General features: G+C 34.7%; 25 protein-coding genes. All 25 read left to right on the top strand.

The annotated features are described in order from the left end of the window. Nucleotides 1-3: 3 nt before the first annotated feature. The 25 genes from K2225_RS12285 to K2225_RS12165 all read left to right on the top strand — a co-directional run bounded on the left by K2225_RS12285 (nt 4) and on the right by K2225_RS12165 (nt 22,865). Nucleotides 4-492 (top strand): RNA polymerase sigma factor, encoded by a 489-nt coding sequence (locus tag K2225_RS12285; protein ID WP_220585038.1) that lies wholly within the window; start codon nt 4-6, stop codon nt 490-492. Beyond that, a complete protein-coding gene (locus K2225_RS12280) occupies nt 489-1,397 on the top strand; it encodes a zf-HC2 domain-containing protein (protein ID WP_220585037.1) in 909 nt (302 codons plus the stop codon). The genes K2225_RS12285 and K2225_RS12280 overlap by 4 nt, the downstream gene beginning before the upstream one ends. A gap of 366 nt (nt 1,398-1,763) precedes the next feature. Further along, on the top strand, nt 1,764-2,387 hold the full coding sequence (locus K2225_RS12275; RefSeq protein WP_220585036.1) for an NUDIX hydrolase: 624 nt from the start codon (nt 1,764-1,766) through the stop codon (nt 2,385-2,387). 363 nt (nt 2,388-2,750) lie between these two features. Next, on the top strand, nt 2,751-3,302 hold the full coding sequence (locus K2225_RS12270) for a uridine kinase family protein (protein ID WP_220585546.1): 552 nt from the start codon (nt 2,751-2,753) through the stop codon (nt 3,300-3,302). A 697-nt stretch (nt 3,303-3,999) separates the two neighbouring features. Further along, the gene (locus K2225_RS12265) at nt 4,000-4,356 is read left to right on the top strand and encodes a hypothetical protein (protein ID WP_220585035.1); all 357 of its coding nucleotides are present in this window, start codon (nt 4,000-4,002) and stop codon (nt 4,354-4,356) included. Between the two features lie 174 nt (nt 4,357-4,530). Next, on the top strand, nt 4,531-5,289 hold the full coding sequence (locus K2225_RS12260; protein ID WP_370632763.1) for a class I SAM-dependent methyltransferase: 759 nt from the start codon (nt 4,531-4,533) through the stop codon (nt 5,287-5,289). 117 nt (nt 5,290-5,406) lie between these two features. Continuing rightward, nucleotides 5,407-6,198: a class I SAM-dependent methyltransferase gene (locus K2225_RS12255; RefSeq protein ID WP_220585033.1), complete on the top strand. Its 792-nt coding sequence runs from the start codon at nt 5,407-5,409 to the stop codon at nt 6,196-6,198. A 92-nt stretch (nt 6,199-6,290) separates the two neighbouring features. Next, nucleotides 6,291-6,842: a GNAT family N-acetyltransferase gene (locus K2225_RS12250; protein ID WP_220585032.1), complete on the top strand. Its 552-nt coding sequence runs from the start codon at nt 6,291-6,293 to the stop codon at nt 6,840-6,842. Between the two features lie 155 nt (nt 6,843-6,997). Continuing rightward, nucleotides 6,998-7,552 (top strand): class I SAM-dependent methyltransferase, encoded by a 555-nt coding sequence (locus K2225_RS12245; RefSeq protein WP_220585031.1) that lies wholly within the window; start codon nt 6,998-7,000, stop codon nt 7,550-7,552. Between the two features lie 142 nt (nt 7,553-7,694). After that, nucleotides 7,695-8,105, top strand: coding sequence for a GNAT family N-acetyltransferase (locus K2225_RS12240; RefSeq protein WP_220585030.1), 411 nt, complete (start codon nt 7,695-7,697; stop codon nt 8,103-8,105). Between the two features lie 2,431 nt (nt 8,106-10,536). Beyond that, the gene (locus K2225_RS12235; RefSeq protein WP_220585029.1) at nt 10,537-10,764 is read left to right on the top strand and encodes a DUF3953 domain-containing protein; all 228 of its coding nucleotides are present in this window, start codon (nt 10,537-10,539) and stop codon (nt 10,762-10,764) included. Nucleotides 10,765-11,116: 352 nt separating this feature from the next. Next, nucleotides 11,117-11,620 carry a hypothetical protein gene (locus K2225_RS12230; protein WP_220585028.1) on the top strand — a complete coding sequence of 168 codons (504 nt, stop codon included), beginning with the start codon at nt 11,117-11,119 and terminating at the stop codon, nt 11,618-11,620. Nucleotides 11,621-11,873: 253 nt separating this feature from the next. Next, entirely contained in the window at nt 11,874-12,149 is a 276-nt protein-coding gene (locus K2225_RS12225) for a hypothetical protein (RefSeq protein WP_220585027.1), read from the top strand. A 126-nt stretch (nt 12,150-12,275) separates the two neighbouring features. Then, a complete protein-coding gene (locus K2225_RS12220; protein ID WP_220585026.1) occupies nt 12,276-13,007 on the top strand; it encodes an alpha/beta fold hydrolase in 732 nt (243 codons plus the stop codon). 166 nt (nt 13,008-13,173) lie between these two features. Beyond that, nucleotides 13,174-13,398, top strand: a complete 225-nt coding sequence (locus K2225_RS12215; RefSeq protein WP_220585025.1) for a hypothetical protein — start codon at nt 13,174-13,176, stop codon at nt 13,396-13,398. 236 nt (nt 13,399-13,634) lie between these two features. Then, nucleotides 13,635-14,462 carry a CPBP family intramembrane glutamic endopeptidase gene (locus K2225_RS12210; protein ID WP_220585024.1) on the top strand — a complete coding sequence of 276 codons (828 nt, stop codon included), beginning with the start codon at nt 13,635-13,637 and terminating at the stop codon, nt 14,460-14,462. Nucleotides 14,463-14,675: 213 nt separating this feature from the next. Continuing rightward, nucleotides 14,676-15,284, top strand: a complete 609-nt coding sequence (locus K2225_RS12205) for an ArsR family transcriptional regulator (RefSeq protein ID WP_220585023.1) — start codon at nt 14,676-14,678, stop codon at nt 15,282-15,284. Between the two features lie 74 nt (nt 15,285-15,358). After that, nucleotides 15,359-16,612, top strand: coding sequence for an MFS transporter (locus K2225_RS12200; RefSeq protein WP_220585022.1), 1,254 nt, complete (start codon nt 15,359-15,361; stop codon nt 16,610-16,612). A gap of 139 nt (nt 16,613-16,751) precedes the next feature. Beyond that, entirely contained in the window at nt 16,752-16,907 is a 156-nt protein-coding gene (locus tag K2225_RS12195; RefSeq protein WP_220585021.1) for a hypothetical protein, read from the top strand. Between the two features lie 666 nt (nt 16,908-17,573). Further along, nucleotides 17,574-18,119, top strand: coding sequence for a sigma-70 family RNA polymerase sigma factor (locus tag K2225_RS12190; RefSeq protein ID WP_255574496.1), 546 nt, complete (start codon nt 17,574-17,576; stop codon nt 18,117-18,119). Next, entirely contained in the window at nt 18,112-19,446 is a 1,335-nt protein-coding gene (locus K2225_RS12185; RefSeq protein WP_220585020.1) for a hypothetical protein, read from the top strand. The genes K2225_RS12190 and K2225_RS12185 overlap by 8 nt, the downstream gene beginning before the upstream one ends. Before the next feature lie 353 nt (nt 19,447-19,799). After that, entirely contained in the window at nt 19,800-20,273 is a 474-nt protein-coding gene (locus K2225_RS12180) for a hypothetical protein (RefSeq protein ID WP_220585019.1), read from the top strand. Nucleotides 20,274-20,543: 270 nt separating this feature from the next. After that, nucleotides 20,544-21,170 (top strand): DJ-1/PfpI family protein, encoded by a 627-nt coding sequence (locus K2225_RS12175; RefSeq protein WP_220585018.1) that lies wholly within the window; start codon nt 20,544-20,546, stop codon nt 21,168-21,170. A gap of 356 nt (nt 21,171-21,526) precedes the next feature. Continuing rightward, nucleotides 21,527-21,985, top strand: coding sequence for a hypothetical protein (locus K2225_RS12170; RefSeq protein WP_220585017.1), 459 nt, complete (start codon nt 21,527-21,529; stop codon nt 21,983-21,985). 352 nt (nt 21,986-22,337) lie between these two features. Next, on the top strand, nt 22,338-22,865 hold the full coding sequence (locus K2225_RS12165; RefSeq protein WP_220585016.1) for a hypothetical protein: 528 nt from the start codon (nt 22,338-22,340) through the stop codon (nt 22,863-22,865). The last annotated feature ends 62 nt before the right edge of the window (nt 22,866-22,927 follow it).

The raw sequence follows: 22,927 nt of genomic DNA, 5'->3' as shown, positions 1-22,927 counted from the left end.
GAGATGGTGACACAGCTTGAGGATATTTATCATACATACTTTAAAGATGTGTTTTTATATGTGTATAGTTTATCCGGCGATAAGAATATCTCTGAAGATATCACTTCGGAAACTTTTATGAAGGCATTAAGATCGTTAGACAGTTTCAAAGGGGATAGTGATATCCGTGTTTGGTTATGCCAAATTGCCAAAAACAGTTATTACTCTTATTTGCGTAAGAAAAAAAGCTTTGTAGATTTTGAGTCGGTTCCAGAACCAGCTAGTGAAAACAATGTAGAACATGAAATAGCCACTTCAGAAGCGTCTGTGAAGGTACATGAAGTTATCCAAAATTTAAAAGAGCCATACAAAAAGGTCTTTAAGCTCCGTGTATTTGGAGAACTCTCATTTAAGCAAATTGGCAAATTGTATGCAAAAAGTGATAACTGGGCTTGTGTTACTTATCACCGCGCTAGAGAAAAGATTAAAGCGCGATTGGGGGATTATCGATGAAAATCAGCTGTAATGTGATCAGGGATATACTGCCGTTATATGCCGAGGATATGGCAAGTCAAGATACGAGAGATCTAGTCGAAGACCATATAGCTTCTTGTGAAAACTGCAAAAAACGCCTTGAAGAAATGCGGAATTTTGAAGAACCGCCAGTAGATACAGATATAGCTCCATTAAGAAACATACAAAATACATTGCGAAGGAAAAAGCTGCAGACGATTATATTTTCAGTCATGGTAACCTTGGTTTTTGCAGTGGTTACAATCGCTTATCTGACAACGCCCGCATACATTTCTTATAATGAAGATGCGGTTTCAATCATTGAAAAGGATGACGGAACTGTACTTTTGAATTTTAGTGAAGATGTCGCTGGATTTGATGTAACCGAATATCCAGCAGAAGGCAATTCAGGAAATGTCTATGATATAACGACGTGGGAAACGATTTGGCACCAGAAAATAAGTAGAAACAACGTAGAAAATACGGTCTTAAACCCGAATGGGGAAACGGTCGCTTCCATCTACTATTACAATACCGATGGAAGTGAAAATACTTTAATTTATGGAGATCCCATAACAGATGGTTCTGTCATGACGTTACCTCGGCTTGTTTTAAGTTATTATCTGTTGTTTGCTGTAGGATTTTCACTTATTTGTGGAATTGGATTGATCATATTCCGTAAGAACGAAAAAATAAGAAATGGACTAGAAAAAATGATTCTATTGCCTATCTCCTATGTGTTCGCTCACTTCCTAATAAAAGGTCTTCACTCTGCCACTTACCTTGCTGGACGAGACTTTTATCTAATATTACTAGTCACCATTTCTTTATATTTTGCGTTGTTAGCTGGAAGGAACATATTAAAAAAATTATTAATAAAGAAGCCGAAAAGCTTTTTACAATAGTTACTGATTTCACTGGTTTATAATAGACTCACCGATCAGCGACTCTTATTTCAGTACTATATTACTTGATACCGAAGGGTCCCCCATTTATGGATTTTTATAAAAAGAGAAAATATAGTTCTTATCTACAATCGTCATGGGGGGGAGCCTGTTTTTTGTCCTTTACTACAACTTATTCTATTAAAAGAATACCTTATAACGGTTGAATTTATGGTGCTTGGCTTCATCCAGATAGCCCTAGGTTTATCCTGCTTGTTTTCATCTAACGAACAGTAAAAGGTAGGTGAAGTCATAAGATATCTTGAGTTCCGAATGCTTGGTAATTAACATGTATCCAAAAATAATAAATACTAGCAGGTGGTTTAAATGAATACAGAGATGCTAAAGGTTTTTAACAAAGAGAAAGAACAAATGGGAGTAGCTTCAAGGGACGTAGTTCATGCCAAGGGCTTATGGCATGAGACTTTCCACTGTTGGTTTTTGAGTCAAGAAGCCAATCAATACTATATTCATTTTCAGTTGAGAAGTAAGAAAAAAAAAGATTACCCAAACATGTTGGATATTTCTGCTGCAGGACACATAAATGCAAACGAAAGAGTTTGTGATGGGATCAGGGAAGTGCATGAAGAGTTAGGTGTAAATGTAACCTATAGTGATTTAATTTCTTTAGGAACCATACCTGATGAAATCATACAAGATAACTTTATTGATAGAGAGCTTGGTCATGTTTTTCTTTACATAATTCCTAATATTAGAGACATCATATATAATTTTGAAGTTGAAGAAGTATCCGGTGTTTTTAAAATTAGATTAGAAGAATTTGAGCGTTTGTGGTTTAAGGAAACAAAAAGCGTTCTAACAAAAGGCATAGTCCTCGATAAGGAGTTAAGACATGTTGAAGAAGAGAGGTTAGTAAGTAAGGGTGATTTCCTACCCCATGCCAATGATTACATTTCTAAAGTTATAAAGGCGCTAAAAAATAAATTATAAAAATTATTCTGGAGAGAGTATGTAATTAGGTTCAACGGGAAGCATTTGTTTGTTAATATTGAATTCGTTTCTTTAAATCAAGCACGGATTCTGTGAACTTACATATGGAATTCAAGGACAAGTAATTGGTTAATGTTGAAAGAATATGGGAGAAACCCTGAATATCATGATGTTAAGTCTCAACTTCAGGATCAAGATTAACTCGGAGATATCTCAGTTTCGAGTCTTAATGTAACGGGGGCTTTACTTCAATAAAATGACTGTGATGCAGTGTATGAACAACTAATACTAAAGGTGGTAATAAGATTGAGAGTCAAAACTAAAAAAGGTGAATTTCATAATTTCGACGAATTTGTTAGCTCAATTAATTCAATTCCAAGAAAACAATCAACCTTATTAATTGGAATAGATGGTTGTGGTGGGTCTGGAAAAAGCACGTTCGCAAATGAGTTTAAAGAAAAATGTTCTAATGTAACCGTTGTACATATGGATGATTTTTATTTATCCTCCTCAGAACTTATAGAAGCAGATCCAAGGCAAAAACCTATCGGTGCAGACTTTGATTGGAAACGTGTCTTAAATCAAGTTCTTGAACCAATTAGCCAAGATCAAGAAGGATACTATCAAAATTATGATTGGGACACTGACCAATTAGCGGAGTGGCACACTGTCCCTGTAGGAGGAATTGTAGTAATAGAAGGTGTTTATTCAATTCGTAATGAATTAGCAAATGAATACGATATTACAATATGGTTTGATTGTCCAAGAGAAACTAGGCTATCACGAGGTCTTGAAAGAGATGGGGAAGACGCCCGCGATATGTGGGAAAATAATTGGATGATTTCAGAAGACATTTATGTGGAAGAACAAAGACCATATGAAAGAGCTGACCTCATTGTTAATGGTACAAATTGAATATCCACCAGCTAACGGATCAAAAATTAAGGAATGTTGAGAATTGTCTCGAATCTGAGTCTTCCTGTAATGGGGGCGATTGTTCAATAGAGCATTAGACCTTTATTACATAAGCACAAGTAATATCAGTGGTTTAACCTATTTAACTGACGGATCGGAGTACTTCAAGTATAAAAGGGGAAATATGGGTTTTGAAATTTAAGGAAGGTGCAATACATTGAGTTATGTGATTTTTTTCTTATACAGCTTTTTCTTACACGTTATTTTTCAATTAATTTTCTTTTATGCGGATGACAATTTCCGAAAACCTTTAAACGACTTTAGTAATTCAGATATTGTACGGGCAATAATACTGTTAATTATTTTCTTTTCCTATTATCGTCTTATTCATAATTTGTTTGAAAGATTTAAAGAGATTTCAACAAAACCTAAAGTTTTAATTACTGTTCTTTCCTTTATTATATCAATTTTTGTAATTGGTTTTTTGCTAGCTGTTTATTTTGAAGGGTAATTTAGATTTCTTGAAGTAACTGGTGCTAAAGTAAAAGAACAGTAAGAGATATCTCGAATCCGAGTCTTACATAAACGGGGGGAAATCAGGAATAATGGTTTGTTCCTTATTGATCTAACTGAGCAGAATATTTATTTGAGAAGGGGAAAGTAAATTGAAAAAATAGGTAATGGAGCGGTTTTTATTATGGACAATGAATTTTTGGTCTTTTTATTGTTTTTTATTTTTATTAATCTAATTTCTATTCTATGTTCCACTTTTTTTGTAAAACGAAGAGGATTAAATGAAAAAAAGGTATGGGTTACCTTTGCAACCATTACTGGAGTTATTGCTGGGGGAACATTGGGCATTTGGTTATCATGGTTTAACCCTAATCCCAATTCTGACATGACTTTATTAGAAAAATTTCTTTCGACAATTATTATGATTGTATTGTTTGCCTTAATGTTTTCTGGCAGTATGTTAGGTTTTTTTCGGCAAAGGAAACTATTTAAACCGATTCGAAAAACTATATTATCCACTTTTATTAAACGTAAAAAATAGAGGGTAATTCAATAAAGTTATTCCAGAAACGGGTACTAAAGAATAGAGCAGTCAGAGATATCTCGAACTCAAGTCTTCACGTAATGGGGGCGATTCTTTACTAAGTATTTAGCACCTTTTTCTCCATTTATTGACGAGCTAGTACATAAATAAGAATGTATATTGGAGTGATAAATAATTCTAAATTTAGATGGCACTGAAGAAGAATATTTAAAGTATAGGCACGGATATCCCCAGGCCTTGTTAGAGAAGTTAAAGCAATACGGTATAGGAATAGAAAATCAGCATGTGCTTGATATTGGCACAGCTAACGGCTTGTTCGCAAGGGATATAGCTCGACAAGGAAGCAGGGTGACAGGTATTGATTTATCTTCTGATCTAATAAACCAAGCTCGGGAAGTAAACATAAAGGAGCGACTCCCTATTGAGTATATGAAGGGCAATGCTGAAGATCTTCCTTTTGACAACACATCAGTTGAGGCTGTGACAGCTGTATATTGTTGGCATTGGTTCAATAGACCAAATGTAGCTAATGAAGTTTATCGTGTACTGGAAGATGGTGGACGGATGGCTATTGTTAATTACGATTGGCTTCCTTCTAGAAGCGATATTGCGTTATCCACTCAAACACTCATAGAGGAGTTTAACCCTCAAGCGAATAAATCAAACAAGTTAAAAATATATCCCGAATGGATTGAGGATTTATATACGGCGGGTTTTTCTGATGTTGAAACTTTTTCCTTTGATGTTAACATTCAATATACCTTAGAGCACTGGATAGGACGTATACAAGCTAGTCCTGAAATTGGAGGTGCTCTTGATGAAGCAAAAATTATCGAATTTAATAAAAAACTAAATGCATTTCTGGAAGAATATAATAGCAAAGCATTTAGTATCCCTTATAGGGCATTCGGGATCATAGGTTTAAAGTAATTATAAGGAGTGAAACATTCTAAGTTTTAGTCTTATTCATATGAGAAATATTTTTGAACTTAGAAGGTTGTGTACAAGTAGTTGATACATAAAAGATTGTTACGGGAGGGACATTGATTGAAGGAATATGGAACAGATTTGTTTAAGGGTGCTGCAAGCTATTATTCAAGATACAGACCAATGTATCCAGCTTCTCTTATAAGGTTTTTAGTAGAAAGGTTTTCGCTTAATGGAGAACAAAATCTCCTTGATTTAGGTTGTGGTACAGGGCAACTTACAATAAGGTTCTCGGATTGGACTAATAAAATAGTAGGTATAGATACAGATCCTGAAATGATTAATGAAGCAAAGCGTCTTCACCAACAGATGAGGGTAGGGAAAATTCAGTGGTATAACGGAACACTAGAACAATATAAAGAATCACATAATGACAATTTCAACCTTGTGACAATAGCAAAAGCTTTTCATTGGATGGACAGACCTAGGGTTTTAGAGGAGCTATACGACTTAATTCCTGTCGGTGGTGGAGTGGCTATTATTGATAATTATGACCCTAATAAATCACTTAAACCTTGGCAAGTAAAACTAAATGAACTCATAGAAAAATGGTATGGAAAAGAACGCAGAGCTGGTAAATCCACCTATACTCATCCACTTATTAGTCACGAAGAAGTGATATCTAATTCAAAATTTGAAGTTGAAGTACATACTTTACCTACAAATGAGATCAATTGGACACTTGAGTCAATACTTGGAAACTTATATTCCACTTCCTATGGGGCAAGACGGTTTTTAGGTAATAAAGTTGAGGAGTTTGAAAAAGAGGTCAAAGAGTCATTATCGAATTATTCCACCTCTGATGAGTTTAGAGAGAGTGTTAATGTATCTGTTAAGCTCGGGAGAAAGTAAGGAATTTGTTATTTATCTTGGAATCGAGTCTTCAAGTAATGGGGGGAATTCTGTAATATTTAAAAAGAAGAAATTTATTTGGAGGGTTTTAATTGATTCAAATTAATGGGGAAAAAGTTTTTTTAAAGGAAGCAGCAGATATTGATATTGACGAGTTATACTTTTGGAAATATGAGGATGAAGAACAAGAAGCCAAAAAATGGAATGGACCGTACATAACAGAAGAAAAAATATCGAGGGCTGAATACAGAAGTCAATGGACAGAAGAAATTTACCCTGGTATGCCTTCTTCTTTAGCTATATTAGTAGATGGTAAAACGATTGGCTATGTTGGTTCTTATTGGGTAGATAAAAGTACGGATTGGTTAGAGACAGGTATTGTTATTTATGATAAGAATTATTGGAATGGTGGCTACGGCAGTGAGTCCTATAAGCTTTGGATTCAACATATTTTCGAAAATACAAAATTACACCGACTGGGAATGTCTACTTGGTCAGGAAATAGAAGAATGATTAAAGTTGCTGAAAAGTTAGGGATGAAAGAAGAGGCAAGAATTAGAGAATCCAGGAAAGTAAATGGCAATTATTATGATGCTGTGAAAATGGGGATATTACGTAAAGAGTGGGATTTAAATGGAAGCTAATAACTTTTTCTGAATGCAAAAGTGTCTCGATTTCAAGTCTTCCGTAATAGGGGGCGATTGCTTAATAGAGTGTTCGCTATATTACATAAGTTCAGGTGGGAATTCAGCTGTTCCAACTAAAGAACCCGGAAACTCATATAAGGAGTGTATTATAAATGCAGGGGAAAAATATTAAGCTTGTGATTGGCGCAGGAGAACATAACAATAATCCGGGTTGGATTCATACCCAGGAAGACGAAGTGAATTTACTTGATGAAGCTACCTGGGAAGCTAACTTTAAGATAAATTCAATTGAAGCCATTTTAGCAGAACACGTCTGGGAACATCTGACCTTCGAAGAGGGGATACGAGCTGCTGAGATATGTATTAAATATTTAAGAGAAGGTGGCTACGTCCGTTGTGCGGTTCCCGATGGATATTTTCCTGATGAAAAGTATCAACAAATCGTACAAGTTGGAGGTCCAGGACCAGCCGATCATCCCGCAGCGAGTCATAAAATAGTACATAATTATAATTCAATATCCAACATGTTCAAGAACGTAGGATTTGAAGTGAAATTACTTGAATATTGTGATGAAGAAGGGCAATTTCATGCGAACTCATGGAGTGGAAAAGATGGAGTTATCTTTCGCTCTAAACAATTTGATCCTAGAAACCAAGGGGAAGAATTAGCATTTCCATCGCTTATTATTGATGCCGTAAAGCCTTAATTATTTAATTAATTGCGAGCAATAAACGTAGTCTTTCCTTTTAAATATCTCGACTTCGAATCTTCAAGTGAAGGGGGCGTTTATCCAATACGGCCGATCGTTTCTATAATTAAATCAGTTTATTTCCGTAGGGAGTGACTTTGTGAAAGAAGTAAAATCAATGGAAATACACCCTGATATATGGAACCTCTTATCACTTGCTACCTCAGAGAAAAATATTAACCAAGAATATAATTCGTATATGAAATTGCAAACCAGAAAACTTTATAGTTATTACCTTGCAGATGAGAATGTGGGATGTATCGGAATTGAATTATTTAGGCCAAGGCAATGTGAGATAAAGCATATTGCAGTATCGCCAAAACACAGAAACAATAATGTAGGAACTAAAATGATTAACTTCATTCTAGAAAAATATGCGTTCGAAACTGTTTTGGCTGAAACTGATATTGATGCTGTGAATTTCTATAAGAATTATGGCTTTCAAATAACAAGCTTAGGAGAAAAATATCCTGGAGTTGAACGGTTCCGGTGTATTTTAATCAATGAATAAACAATTCTTTCTGAGAATATCTTGAAACTGAGTCTTAAGCTAACGGGGGCAATTCTGCAACATCAGAATTGTCCCCGTTTTTATGTGTAGGGCAGGGTAGAAGGCTCAGTTTAAAGACAAATAGAATAGTTCGCTAAGTTTTGAAACTTTATCCAGTTTTATCCGTAACTAATTTAACAAGGGATAATTTTGAAAAACATACATAAATGCGCGTTGCAATTGCTATAAAACATCTGCAAAATAGTTTTTTTGGTATGTAGAAATTGTAAGAAAGAGGGGGTGCTGAATTGAAGAATAAAGAAATTTTACTGGGGGTTTATATACTGATACTAAGCGTAGTCCCTATCTCCGGGTTTCTATCATTACTTTTTCTACCGGGTTCAAAAGATATCATAGTCATATGGACGTTTCTGATTATAGCCACGATATTATCCATACTTTCTTTTAAGAGACAAAAGTTTTTTGCAACTTTATCAATTATTATTTTATTGGGAACGGCTACCCTTATAATGTTTGCTGCAATGATGGCCGGGATGTCTCCTAACTCTTAAGTTAAGTCTTTTAAAGTAATGTGTCGGACTTTAATAAAAGGTTGAATAGGGTATCTCGACTTCGAGTCTTCCTGTATCGGGGGCGATGGTTGCAAAGTGGGTATGGCTTACAAATGTCATATCAACAACTTGAGAGGATGGTTCTATTGGATAGAAATTATAAAGTAGGCAGATCTTTATTTTTTATTGGTACAATTGCACTTGCGATTGGGATAGCGTTTGAGTTTGTTGAAAATCCCCCTGTACCTTTCTCTTCATTCTCCATACTATTAATGATTACCGGATGGATTTTACTAACTGTATCTAGGTTTTTTAAGTTAAGCAGGAATAAATGATTTTTGTTTTAAAGTTCAATTATAGAGCTTGAATGGATAAAGCGCTTTAGATTTTAATATCTCTCAAAATCAAGTCTTCAACTAACGGGGGCAATTCTATAATAATGGAATTGTCCTCTTAGTATTGTTTGCACAGGGGTTGTTATAGACACAGTTTCGATATAACAGTCATTTTGAAACTAAAATCTTTTTGTCTCGTACATAAGTTATAGCGGATTTATAAATATCTTTGAAAGGGGCTTCACGTTGAGTGATGTAATGAATTATAGAAAAAAAGACGAAGTATTTCATTATTTGATAGCGTCTATAGCCTTGATTTCTTGGCTGCTATATTTTTTATTTTATTCTCACCTATATACTATTGATGAAATAAAATCTGGAATATCTTTTATTAGTTTGGCTGTCCCCTTTTATGCACTATGTGTGTTCTTTTATTATAAAATCTCCTAGAGTAGAGATAGAGGGGCTAATGAATTTATCTTGAAACTGAGTCTTCAAGAATTGGGTCAGGAGTATATGCGGTTTTTATATCACTTTATGAAGACGAGGGAATTCATTCAAACGACAGGGTGAAAAGTATTTAAAAGAGGTGTTGAAATGGAATACATAGCATATTTCTTATTTGGATTTTCAGTATGCTTTATCATAAGTTCTACAATTAACTTTTTGTTTAATATGAGAAGCAAGAGAGACTGGATTATTACTTGTTTATTGAGCATTGTATTAGGTGTGATTTTCTTGCCTTTCATGGCAGGTTAGCTCAACTGAATACTAATAACCATGGAGTTATCTACGAGTGATTAGCTTTTTCGATTAAGTAAATGAAATTTCAAAAATTAAATTGATTGAGAGGGAATTATTATTAGAACAAGTATAATTTATATTGTAGGGGTTTTTCTTCTTACTGCCTGGTTAGTTATAGCGGATTATATTAGACATGACAATTTAAATTGGGGGACAAATATTGCACAGTCATTTTTTGTTGTGACATTTATTATTGTAGCAATTTTATTAGAGAAAAAGTTCCGGAAAAATTAGTAATATAATTGGATGTAGAGTGTTAGAAAATGGCATATTACCTGTAATGTTCATATAACTAAGTCAATTAATATCTAAGGATATAAGACGATCCCTTTTGTTAAGCAATCACTTTATCGAAGAATAGACAAGCTTTCCCAATTAGAAAAAAGTAATCTGAACTACATAAGTTATTATGACTCATTTTTAATCGATATATATTCAAGTCTTATACAAATGGGGGGAATTGTTCTATGGGAAAATTGGCTTTTTTACTAAGTAAACAAAATTATTAGAGAGGGGGGCTATATTGGGTAATAAATTAAGTAGGGGTATTGGATTGTTGTGTTTAGGTTATTTCTTCATAGTTTTATTTTTTGAAGTAAATATCCAGAGCTGGATTACTGCATTGGTTGGACTGTTATCATGGTCATTGTATTTTTTTGTTACATACATAGATAAAAGCAGAACAAAAAACCATCAGTAACATCTATTATATTAATAGTTATAAGAGGAAGGAGGGTCCTGATGAAAGCAATTAGAATTGTAGCAGCCTTTATAGCAATTTCCTTAATAGTTCTTAGTGTTATAACTGATAACAAACAAATCTTATACTATACTCAGTTTTTTATTGGGGCCATGCTTTTAATATACAGTATTTCAGAGTTCCAAAATAAACGGAAAGCTCGTGCAGTGTATTTATTGTTTCTAGCTGGAATTATTGTTTTAATGGGGGCATTATCTCTATCAAATTGATTAGGATGGCCATCTGAATGGTTCGAGTAATGCGAGAAGGTAGTAGATTACATAAAATATCTCGAAATCAAGTCTTACGGAAACGGGGGCAATACTTTTATATGGTTATTCGCTTTTTTAGTCGTTACTTTTAAAATCATATGGTACGCTACTTTTTCCCAGTAAATTCTCAAGGAAAGGTTAGGGGCTTTATTTATTTGTATAAGACCATTGGAATGATCATGATTATAACGATATTTTTAACAGGAGGTATCATCAACGATACTATTTCTGTAGAGCTTGAAATACTTGAGGTGATTATTTGAAAAGCGTTTTTTTAAAACTCATTCCTTTCGTGATAATGGGTGGAGCCTTGGCCTATCTTGTCACATCCGTAAATCATGATATCGATGATAACGAGAAGGCAGTGCAGGAAGCCATAACAGAAAAACTGGAAGGGATGGATGACCCGGAAGCGTCAGGCGAAATAGAAAACGTGAAAATCACAAACATCGGGGAGAGTGACTTATCCATCACCACCTTCCTGTTAAATGGAACCATGGATTATGCTCTTCTTGAACGAGCGTGGACGGGCAACTACTCATTGGAAACCATAGATCTCGGCACTTCAGCTATATCCTATCGAGGTGTTAAAACGGATAATGGATCTTATGGAGTGGTCTTCGGTAAAAAATTCGGGAGAAACATCGAATCCATCGATGTGAAAATCCAGAAAATTGGTCACAGCTTTTCTCTTAATGTATTGGATGAAGAAACATTTGTCCGTTATGAAAAATTGCCGGAGGCGAAATCCCACCGTTTCTATGGCCATCTCACTTATAAGGACGAAAACAACGAGCGGGTGGAATTGAATTGACCTCTGACGCGCCGCTTTTCATCCCTGCGTTTTTTTTGGTGCTTCCATCATTCTTCTATCTGCCAATAATTTTCCCAGTATGTTACTAAATATCTTGAGTTCGAGTCTTCAAGAAACGGGGGCTTATCTGCAGTAATGATAAGTCTCTTTTTAGTGAGAAAGGATTGAGTTCCTCGCTCCCATTTGAAATAATTGGAATTATGTAAAAGCTAAATGTATTAATCAACACACTAGCATTAATTAAGGAGGTACTATGAAGAAAACATTATTAGCAATATCAGTAATTGTTAACCTGATTTACTTAATTAACGTACTTGTTGGTTCCGGAATCAGACTGTCTAATGTAATGAATGTTATCTTGGGATTGATATTTGTAGTAAGTATTTTGGGGGCAATATATTTCTTAGTACGATCAAAACAAGATTCGGGCTATCACCCTTACCTGTCACTTGCTGTGCTTACATTAAGTATAGCTTCCTTGGGATGGTTTGCTTTTATAAATTATTTATCTTTAATAATGGGAGGGTAGGTTTCGTATAATGTCTACATCTCGAAATCGAGTCTTTAAGTAACGGGGGCGATTGTGGAAATCAGCTTTAATAAAGCTCTGATCTTAATTTAAAAAAATACAAATTATCGAAGGAGTTATGCTCACATGATATTACATTCTATCCGTAAAGGGAGCGGGGGTCCGGTCTTATTTTTACACACCGGTCTTGAGACAAGCTCTACAGATTTCGAGTATCAACAGAACTACTTTGCAAGCAATTTTGAAGTCATTGCACCAGATCTGCGTGGACATGGGAAATCTCATTCGAATGATTTTGATGATTATTTTTCCAAAAGCGCAGAAGACTTGCGAGAAACTTTAGATGAAATGCAAATTACAAACGTTCACTTGGTCGGTTGTTCATTAGGTGCAATTGTAGCCTTGTTTTTTGTTAGACAGTATCCCGAATATATTAAGAGTCTAACTTTATCTGGACTAATGCCTGTCAAACCTCAAAATTGGAACGCAATGCATGAAGAGAGCATTAACATGCAAAACGTGATGTTAGAGAAAGAAGAGGTTCGTGAAGAATTAGACAACAAACATCACTCTGATTGGCAAACATTACTTAGCATATCTAGAGACTCTGAGTGGTATCCCTTTGAAGAAACCGAAGATTTAAGTGATCTTAATGTACCTGTACTTTACATAGTGGGAGAAGGGAACCATCATGAAGTAACTGGTGCTTCCATCTATCCTAAGCAGAACAAAATGATTAATGTTTCTGTGTTGCCTTTCGCCGCTCACTTAGTTCATGATCAACAACCAGAAGTGTATTCACAACTCTTAACTCAATTCATAAATAATGTACAAAATAAGTCTGAATCTACTGTGTAAAAAGCTTTATGATATTCAAGATTACTTTGAATTCAAGTTTTCCACAAACGGGGGCTATTGTGAAAAAGTTACAAAGAAGATACTGAGACTAATGTGATTGTTATTAAATCTTAGGTTTTATTAAGTCTCAAGACGTGACGTTAAATACGGTTAGGAGGAGCAAAGTATGCCTTCCATAATTTCAGGAATTATTTTTGTTGTTGGATTACTGTCTTATTATTGGTTTTTCTTTGTGGATTACGGAGCAATAGTCACTTTGATTATTACTTTTATTTGTGGTTTGTTTGGAGGAGCGATTGCATTTGGTACTAGTAATCGAAAACTAATTACCATGCATGTACTACTAATTCTTAGCCCACATCTCCTGTTGCTAGCTATCAATATATTTTAAAAGTTACTTGTCAAAACTGCTACAATTTTATTTATCTCAGTACTGAGTCTTCCACTAGCGGGGGCGATTATCTAATATAAGATAGTCGTCTTTTCTTTATTTTCGAGAATTAGAAAAGCTTGGCTAGGGAGAATCAAACGTTACTATAATCCTTTAATCTTACCTTGAGTATATCAAGGGGTTTTGAAATAATAAGCATTAGTCTATATAATTTGTAGATTTGAAAGGAGGAACAAATGAATCAAAAGAAGATAGGTTTTAGAAATGTAAAACTATGGCCAATCATACCTTTCGTATTAGTTTGGGAAATATCTTACGCGCTATTTTCAATTGGTTTTAATCCCAGTGAATCAACTACTGAGATAGCAGATATTACTTTATACATATTTATTTTTTTATGGATTTGCCTTGAGCTATCCAAAAGAGGGATGAGGTTTTCAAAATTAAGCACTAAAAATGATGTCAAGATTCCTTGGATTAGAATGCTTTCCTTTGTCCCATTAGTAAAAATAACCGCAGCAGCCTTATTTATGACTCTTGGAGTTTCCATTCTTTTTGCATTTCCTGACATAGGTGATGTCCCTTTAGCAGATCAAAGACTGCAGAACCAAGCTTTGCCTTCTAATATTCTGTTGAAAATTACTTTAGCTGTTGTATTAGCTCCAGTTATAGAAGAGCTATTTTTTAGGGGGATGATGCTTAACAAGTTTGTTATAAAATACGGCCGTATCAAGGGTGTGGTATTTACTGCAATCTTATTTACAATTGGTCACCCCTTCAGTTTCTTTAGTGCTTTCTTGATGTCTATATTGTTCTCAATTGCTTATCTGAAAACGGGGAAAATATATGTTCCGATTATCTTACACTCTTTTGGGAATCTCTTAGCTTTAATGAATGAACTCTACCTTTCACCTATGTTAATGGGGAGTGAGGAAACCCAATCATTACCTACCCAAATGGATTTGATTGTAATTGTTATCATTGCTGCTATATTACTTTTTGCGACAGTGTTTGGTTTAATCAAACTTTATCCAAGGGAAAAAGGATACCACCTTCAACCCTAGGAGAGTTTTTTTAGAGTACTGAATAATAAAGTTTAAGAACGTTTCTAAGTCCAATTTATCTTGAAACCGAGTCTTAAACAAACGGGGGCGATTGCTTAACAAAAAGTGATTGCCTTTCTTAATTAATTTCATCCAGTTAATTGACAATATTAAAGGCTTCCTACATACTATTGTTAAAATAATTTTACCGAGTAAATGGAGTGAACAGTATAGATGAAAGATATAAAGTTATTGACTACTCATGAACAGCTTAAAGCTTTAGCTGACCCGTTTAGGTCCGAATTACTTCTGCGCCTAATGGAAAAACCTAAAACCGGGCAACAACTTTCAGAAGTATTTGATCTATCTAGAGCTCGTATTCACTACCACTTAAAAGAATTAGAGAAAAATGAATTAGTAGAAATTGTACATAAAGAAGAGAAAAATGGGATTGTACAAAAATTTTATCAAGCTGTTGCAGGTGGCTTCGTACCTGATCAGTCTTTAATTCCGTATTCTGATATGACAGAAACAGTTAGACGAATGATGGTAAGTATGTTGGAGCAATCAAAGAGACGTATTCTAGCTGCACCTGAAGAATCTCTACAAGACGAGTCTGGTTCAAAGGATCCAGCCATGTGGAAGTATAGATCTAGTGCATATGAGATTCATGCTAAAGAAGAAGATTTTTTAGCTTGGCAGCAGAAGTTTTCAACATTGATGGAGGAGCTTGCGGAAATCCAAAGACCAGAACCTTCGTCAGATTCTAAACTTTATTATTTCCATATCCTTGGCTTGGAAGTGGAAGAAGGCCTCTATGAAAAGAAGAAAGGAGAATCTTAAAAAGTTCTCTTTTTTTTGGGCTAACAGTAAAATTAATTTTACCGTGTAAAAATATTTATTATGGGAGAGGTTTTATGGAAAGTGTAAAGCAATTGAAAAGAGAAGTAACGGTTCCTTTATCAAAATCAAAGTCTTTTATTTTGCTGTGGTTTACAACTGTCGTTTCAAGTTTAAGTCTCTCAATGTTTATGTTTATCCAATCCTGGTATGTAGTAGAAAGTCTTGGTATGGAAGCTTCTCTTGGTATTGTATTGGTTTGCTTAACGACCATGCGGATGGTTTCTATGGTGATAGGAGGGGTCGTTGCTGATAGAAGCAGACAAACGAAAATCATGTCCTTTTCTGATCTATCGTTAGCATGTCTGGTCATTATCCTTGCAGGACTTTTTGTATTATTGCCAGAAGTTCCAATATGGGTGCTCGCCATTAATGCAACTTTCTTTGGAGCATGCGGAGGGTTATTTGAGCCATCCAGGGATGCCCTGATACCTAGAGTAGTTAGGGAAAATCAACTAACAAGAGCGAACTCTTTACTCCAAGGGGCTATTCAAATTGCTTTATTCACTGGTCCTTTACTCGCAGGAATTTTAATTAACATCTTCAGCTATAGCGCTGTTTTAATTTTGATTGGTTTATTTTTAATCATATCTGGAATCGGTGTTTTATTCATAAAATGGACTGACAAACATCAAAGCAAACAAGGTAACATTAATCAGCAATCTTTTAAGGCCCAGTTAAGAGAGGGATTCACCTATACATGGAATTCTTCATTGTTGAGGGCTTTGTTTATCATTACAATTATTGTAAACTTTTTTATATCTGGCCCTTTGATGATGGGACTACCGATATTCGTAGATGGAGTACTCAATGGAAGTTCTGTGGACTTTAGTTTTGTACAAGGTGGATTTACGTTTGGAATGGTCCTTGGTTCAGTCCTTATAGGGGTTATGAACATACAAAGTAAGAGAGGGACTTATGCACTGTATCTAATCGGTCTTCAAGGTTTAGGCATGCTTATTTTTAGTCAAGTAAATTCTATCGTGGTTGCTGTAAGTATTATTATTTTCATCGGTATGCTTAATCCCGGAGTTAACATTCCATTAATTTCATTGGTCCAGTCGTATGCGAGCCAAGAAAAAGTAGGGCGCGTAATGAGTTTGATTCGAACTGGATCATTAGGGTTAATTCCACTTTCATATGCAGTCACATCCATTTTTTTAGGAATGGGAATAAAAATTCAAACCTTGATGGCGTGGAGTTCCTTTCCATTAATACTTAGTGTAGTATTATTGTTCTTTTTAAACCCTATATTGAGGACTGCAGACTAATACTTAAATGAGAGTCCATTGGATGAATATTGTTAATATATCAGTGTTCTCAGCAGTAATATCTTGATACTGAGTCTTAAAGAAAAGGGGCGATTGTTCAATAGAGCATTTGAATAAGGTATTTTCAGGGAGGGGTATAGTGGGTAATGTTGCTTGGATTATAAGTTTAATTTTCTTCATTTTAATTTTAGTTAGTACGATAGAAGTGCTTTCAATAAGTAAACGACAAAGGAAATTAGAAGAAAAGGTAGATGAAATGAACAAAAATTTAAATGATCTAATGAAAAATTTATAGAGTAGTTGGTTTTTATATAACGGGTGCGTTAGTTAAAGATCTGCTTCAATATATCTCGAAATCAAGTCTTAAAGAAACGGGGGCGATTGCTTAATAGAGTATTCGCCCTTATTACATAACCATAGGGCAAAATAAAAGTTAATTTAAAATGACAATGCAGGTTTACTAGTTATTTCAATAAGAACGCTAAGATGAAGGTGGTGTAACTGACGATGGACGATGTTGCAAGGTGTCCTGAATGTGGTAACGTGTTGAAGCAAGGAATATATTCTCTCCTCGAAAAATTTGCTGGTCAGACTCGCCTGATTCCATCTTTGCGGATTTTGGAAGGGAAACATTAATAGGTGATGCATGGTTAAAAGTCTAAAAAGTTCCAGCGTTAATGTGTGAAGAGTGTAGTGTAGTTATTTTCAAACATAAGGAAAACAATGATATTAAATAGCAGTAATTTTGAACTTAACTTATTAAACAATCGGGGCTATTGCTCAATAACAAGATTAAGTTATGTTAATATTAATCCACAATGGCGCATTCCTTAATGCGTCTTTTTTTTTGGAAGAACTAATTACGATAAATTCCTTTCACTTAACATTTTTGAAAAACATGGGACCTTTCTATAGAGTGGCTCGTCTTAAGGTAAAGCAATGAGGAAAGTAGTGATAACTTTTGGAAAAGGAAGAATTAGAGAAGGATGAGGTTATTCTCAATGAATCAATCGAAGAGGTAATGAATTATATCATTGATCAGTATGGTGAAGAGATAAAGCGTCTTATTTTTACATATGTGAAGAATTATGCAACTACAGATGACATTTTTCAGGAATTTTTGATAAAGGTTTATAAAAATATAAGTGGTTTTAAAAGGGAAGCAAAACTAAGGTCTTGGCTTTATCGGATTGCTATTAACACTTGTAAAGATTATTTGCGTTCACCCATAAACCGTATATTTAGCTTGAACGATGCTATATTTTCTGAAAAGGAGAAGTCTGCAGAAGACATGGTTATTCTAAAGGAAAATAATGTTCAGCTTGCTAAGGCTGTTCTATCACTCCCCATTAAATATCGAGAAATTTTTGTACTACGATTTTATCAATCATTTAGTTTGCAACAAATTAGTGAAGCTCTAAATATGAAAGAATCAACGGTCAAGACAAGAATTTCCAGAGGAAAATCTAAACTCCGACAGAAACTGGGGGGAGATATTTATGAATAATCGCTTAAAGAAAGAGTTAGATCAGTATATAGGGGAATTTCCTCTATTGAAGGAAGAGGACAGGGTCAAATTTTTCACAAGTATTCATAATGGAGGAAAGTATAGAAAGAAAAGAAGTTTAAAAAAGTGGATGTCTTCCATTTTAGTATCCTTAGTGATCCTTTTTTCTGCTGGAGTTGCCACGGCCTATACTCCTTTTATCAACAATTTAGTATCATTAGTCAGTCCTGAGGCCGCCTTACTATTGAAGCCTATTGAAGAAACGAGTGTTTATAACGACATCAAGATGGAGACAGTTGCTGCTGTAAACGATGGTGAAATGGCTGTTATCTATGTAACACTACAAGATTTGTCTGGAGATCGTATTGACTCTACCCTTGACCTTTATGATTTCTCACTGAGTGGGGCTCAAATGTTCAACAGCCAGGTTATTGCTTTTGATGAAACTACGAAAACAGCCACACTCAGAATCCAGGCGAATGGCGGAGAGGAACTCAACGGAGAAAAGGTTAAGTTTCAAATTGAGTCATTCTTAAGTAACAAAGATACACATGAATTTGAAACTCGAGAACTCGCCTCCATCTTAAATGAGGATGCACAAAATACAGTTACACTGGATATGAACAATATACCTGGTGGGGGAGGCGAGTTGTATCGCTCTTTAAAGAACCAAGAAACGATACAGGTTCTCCAACCTAAATCCTCGAATACTACCATTTATGAAACAGAATTTATGGAAGTAACGAATATTGGGTTAATTGAAGATCGTTTACATGTTCAAGTTCGATGGAACGGTGAGTATGTTGATAGTCATGGACAATTCACACTTACAGATCAAACGGGAAGTAGTATAAAATCCTCCAGTGTTAATTTTGGGTTTGATGGAAGCAATACGACTTATGGTAGAGAATACACTGAATATATTTTCAAGGTGGAAGGTAGTAGCCATCTGAGTTATGAACTAAGCGGGAATTTTGTGACTTCAGGTTTATATGAAGAAGGAAAATGGAGCACGACTTTCAAATTACAAGCCGAAGAAACATCAATGTTAGAAACGAAATTCGAAATGAACATGGGTGGATGGACATCCAATAAATTAACAATTCATCCATTGGGAGTAACTCTTAAGGGAGAAGGATCTTACGCTGAAGGAAACAAACCAAATGTAGATGTTAAGCTTAAAAACGGTGAAGTTATTACGCTTCATTCAAGTAAATCCATTAACAAAAACGGAGAAGTTATAATGAAGTTTGAATCTGATATACCTTTGAATCTTATAGAAATTGAGTCAGTGATTATTAATGGCACTGAAAAAACTATCAAATAGTAAGATCTAAGAAAGGTTTTCTCTTTTATAAGATAAATTTTGAGGGTGTGTTTTACTGGGAGAAGGGCTAAAAGGAATGACAAAAGTAATAATAAAATTTGTTTTACTTTTTTCCTTATATCTCTAATTATCTCGAAACTAAGTCTTCTAGAAAAGGGGGCGATTCTATAAGAGAGAATTGCCTCCTTTTTTTGGTTTGGGTATGATAGTTGAAGATTTAGGTTCGTGGTAATAATATTTGAAACTTCAATAATTCTGAATCGTATGTGAAATATGAGACCTTTTGCATGTATATGCTGTAGACTACACTTTTAACATGCAATCAACAACATGTTCTTAGAAGGAGAGATAGTATGAAGAAATTATTACTAATGATAACTTTACCATTGATTTTAGTGGCGTGTAATTCGACAAGTGGATTACAAAAATTCAATAATGATGAGCTGAGCAATAAAACGGAAGATTTGGCTTTTAACCCCCAACTTCCGACAGAACTTCCATTTGAAGTAGAACGAGCTGAATTTAGTCATCCTCCTAAGGTACAGCAACCATATAAAACCTTAACTTTTGATTTTTATGGAGAAACTAAGGAGCACCTTAGTTTATTAACTGTAAACGGAGGTGACGTTTCTTCTACTTCTCAAGAAGATTATCAAGATGTACAAATAGAGGATAAATCTGGAAAATACTTTGTCGATAGTTCAGGAACTAAGACTTTGAGATGGAAAGAAGGAAAGATTCATTATGTTTTAAAATATTTTGCTGAACAGTCGGAAACTAAAGTTGAAAAAAATGATTTAATTGAGGCAGCAGAGTCTTTTAAATAATATCAAGAAGGAAATTATTTTACCTTGGCCTAAAAATTGTATCTTAAAATTAATTCTTGAAGAATTGAGGGCGATTGTTCAGTATGAGCAATCGCTCTAAAAGGGCAAGTTAGTTGGCTCAGTTTCGAGATTATAGGGGAAGAATGCTAAATTCTGAAACTCTATATTGATTTATTCGTAATAAACAAATGGATAAAAAAAGAAAGGACTAGCATTTCAAAACACTTTGCAGGCTAGTTGGATTCAAAGTAATTTTATTGGAGGGGTAATATGATTAATGTCTACATATATGCACTGGACACTTTAGCAGACTGGGAGCTTGGATATGTGACGTCAGAATTAAATTCGGGTCAATACTTTAAGGAAAATAGCGATAATGTTTCTGTTAAGATCGTTGGGGCTGACAGGGATTCCATCGTAACCAAGGGAGGGATGAGAGTTATACCAGAGATAACCACTGACGAAATCGTTTCTTCTCCAACGTCAGTTTTGTTGCTGCCAGGTGCAGATACGTGGAATGACTTAAAACATAAACCGATTATAGAAAAGGCAACTGAACTGTTAGAATGTGGAGCAATTGTTGCTGCGATTTGCGGTGCTACAACTGTACTCGCAGAAGCTGGTGTTTTTAATAAACGTGTACATACTAGCAACAGTCTTGATTATCTCAAGATGGTAAGCCCGAGTTATAAAGGAGAATCCTATTATAGAGATGTTAAAGCTATTTCGGACGAAAACTTGATAACAGCTAGTTCTGCAGGTGCGCTGCCATTTGCTCAAATTATACTAGCAAAGTTAGATGTGTTCTCTGAGGAGACACTTGAAGCGTGGTATAGCTACTTCAATACGGGTGACCCTAAATATTTCTACGATTTAATGCAGACACTGCCTTCTTAATTGAACTGAATGAACAAATGTTTATAAAGTAAATTAAAATATCTTGAATTCGAGTCTTCCGTTAACGGGGACGTTAGCTGCATATTTAATATCGTTTGTGTTTATGGATCAGTAGTATGGAGGAAAGGCGGGAATGTTTTTGGAGAAGTTTAAGGTCTTCTTTTTATCTGTTATAGCACTTACTTTACTGTACATTGCATTTATGGTTACTGACTTAGTAATGTATTCTAATTAAACTGCCAGGGCTTTTCTTCTAAAAGTAGTTCGAACATTTCTTAGTTGAGGTGATAGATCAGGTTTATTGAACAGGTTTACATTTCTCTATTAAAATAAACATAAAAGGTAAGGATAGATAAGTGGAAAAATTTATAACTATTATTTTAATGTTATTTTTAATTGCTGGGTGTTCAAATGAAGGGATGAAAACTATAAACGCAAATGAAATTTCATTTGGATCGCTTAAAATTCATAAAGATGGCACTTTGGTGAAAGATATCAGATTGATGAAAAAGGAAAAATTATTGAAGGAAGCTATTGAGACCTATAATAACGCAAAATTTCTTTCAGTTGAAAAAGAAGAAAAAGAAAATCATGTAAATATTGACCCTATCCCCACGGATGGACCCTTAGAGGAAGAATTGACAGCATCCTACTTTACCATCATTGTAGGATCCACCGGGAACGATTATTATATAGGCTACAAAGGAGATAATACTTTTAAGGTAATCGCTTCTGGAGATAGTTTTAAGGATAGACCTCTTGAATACTTCGTTGAAAGCAGTAAGTTAAAGAAAATCATTACTGAAAATCAATAAATATTTTCTTTCGCTAAGGGTGCGTTAGGTGAAAATATGCTTTATTTATCTTGAAATCAAGTCTTCCACAAACGAGGGGATTGCTTAAAAAGGTACTTGCCTTATTACATGAAACAAAGTCACTGGATAAATGGAAATTTTCAAACGACGGAGTAGGATTGTTGATTAAAGGTGGAAATTGTTATGGAGAAATTTAAGATCTTTTTATTATGTGTTATAGCAATTACTTTACTGTATATTGCCTTCATGGTTTCTGATTTGGTGATGTATTCCAATTAAACTAAAGGGTGTGTTAGTTGAAAATATGATTCAATTGTCTCAGAATCAAGTCTTATAGAAACGGGGGACAAAAGTGAAAAAAGCAATTATAGGTTTTCTTGTATTAGGGATTATAGTAAGTTCAATTTATCTTTTTGTTCCTGAAAAAAATAACTTTCAAGACCAAAATTCTATCTCCGATTCTGATATAGAAAAGTTTATCGATGAACGTGGGATAGAACCCTTGGCAATCGAGAAAAGAAATGGATTGGTTTACATATTAGAAGAGGGCAGTAAGTACACACTCTACAAATCAAAAGAAGAACTCTCCTCTGCATATACAGGGTGGAGCAATAGTACGCCTCAAGCTTTATCGATAGGGATGAGTGGTGGAGATAATGCGCACGTCTATATTATTATCAATGATAAAAAGTTAATCAATCAAGGAGATTCAATTGAAGTTACGTTCTCTGATGAATCTAAAGTTACCAAAGATGTGAATGGTGAAACAGGTTTTATCTTTTTCCACGAAAGTAACGAAGCCCCTAGGCTAACCGGTCAATGGTCTGTAAAAATTTTTGATAAAGGTGGGGAAGTGATATACCAAAGAGAACTTAGTTAAAGAAAGGATACAATGCGCTATTTTATTCCATTTCCTTTTGGTGACGGAGCCTCCGTCCTACA

Origin of the sequence: Halobacillus sp. Nhm2S1, assembly GCF_019599545.1 — a bacterium.
Taxonomy (GTDB): Bacteria; Bacillota; Bacilli; order Bacillales; family Halobacillaceae; genus Halobacillus.
Note: the sequence above shows the minus strand (reverse complement) of the source record. Positions and strands in the feature narration are given on the sequence as shown.

What these genes read in the sequence shown, in the direction of transcription:
- K2225_RS12220 (WP_220585026.1), top strand. Translation starts at nt 12,276, where the DNA reads ATGATATTACATTCTATCCGTAAAGGGAGCGGGGGTCCGGTCTTATTT.
- K2225_RS12215 (WP_220585025.1), top strand. Translation starts at nt 13,174, where the DNA reads ATGCCTTCCATAATTTCAGGAATTATTTTTGTTGTTGGATTACTGTCT.
- K2225_RS12200 (WP_220585022.1), top strand. Translation starts at nt 15,359, where the DNA reads ATGGAAAGTGTAAAGCAATTGAAAAGAGAAGTAACGGTTCCTTTATCA.
- K2225_RS12275 (WP_220585036.1), top strand. Translation starts at nt 1,764, where the DNA reads ATGAATACAGAGATGCTAAAGGTTTTTAACAAAGAGAAAGAACAAATG.
- K2225_RS12210 (WP_220585024.1), top strand. Translation starts at nt 13,635, where the DNA reads ATGAATCAAAAGAAGATAGGTTTTAGAAATGTAAAACTATGGCCAATC.
- K2225_RS12205 (WP_220585023.1), top strand. Translation starts at nt 14,676, where the DNA reads ATGAAAGATATAAAGTTATTGACTACTCATGAACAGCTTAAAGCTTTA.
- K2225_RS12235 (WP_220585029.1), top strand. Translation starts at nt 10,537, where the DNA reads ATGAAAGCAATTAGAATTGTAGCAGCCTTTATAGCAATTTCCTTAATA.
- K2225_RS12280 (WP_220585037.1), top strand. Translation starts at nt 489, where the DNA reads ATGAAAATCAGCTGTAATGTGATCAGGGATATACTGCCGTTATATGCC.
- K2225_RS12285 (WP_220585038.1), top strand. Translation starts at nt 4, where the DNA reads ATGGTGACACAGCTTGAGGATATTTATCATACATACTTTAAAGATGTG.
- K2225_RS12180 (WP_220585019.1), top strand. Translation starts at nt 19,800, where the DNA reads ATGAAGAAATTATTACTAATGATAACTTTACCATTGATTTTAGTGGCG.
- K2225_RS12175 (WP_220585018.1), top strand. Translation starts at nt 20,544, where the DNA reads ATGATTAATGTCTACATATATGCACTGGACACTTTAGCAGACTGGGAG.
- K2225_RS12265 (WP_220585035.1), top strand. Translation starts at nt 4,000, where the DNA reads ATGGACAATGAATTTTTGGTCTTTTTATTGTTTTTTATTTTTATTAAT.
- K2225_RS12245 (WP_220585031.1), top strand. Translation starts at nt 6,998, where the DNA reads ATGCAGGGGAAAAATATTAAGCTTGTGATTGGCGCAGGAGAACATAAC.
- K2225_RS12185 (WP_220585020.1), top strand. Translation starts at nt 18,112, where the DNA reads ATGAATAATCGCTTAAAGAAAGAGTTAGATCAGTATATAGGGGAATTT.
- K2225_RS12225 (WP_220585027.1), top strand. Translation starts at nt 11,874, where the DNA reads ATGAAGAAAACATTATTAGCAATATCAGTAATTGTTAACCTGATTTAC.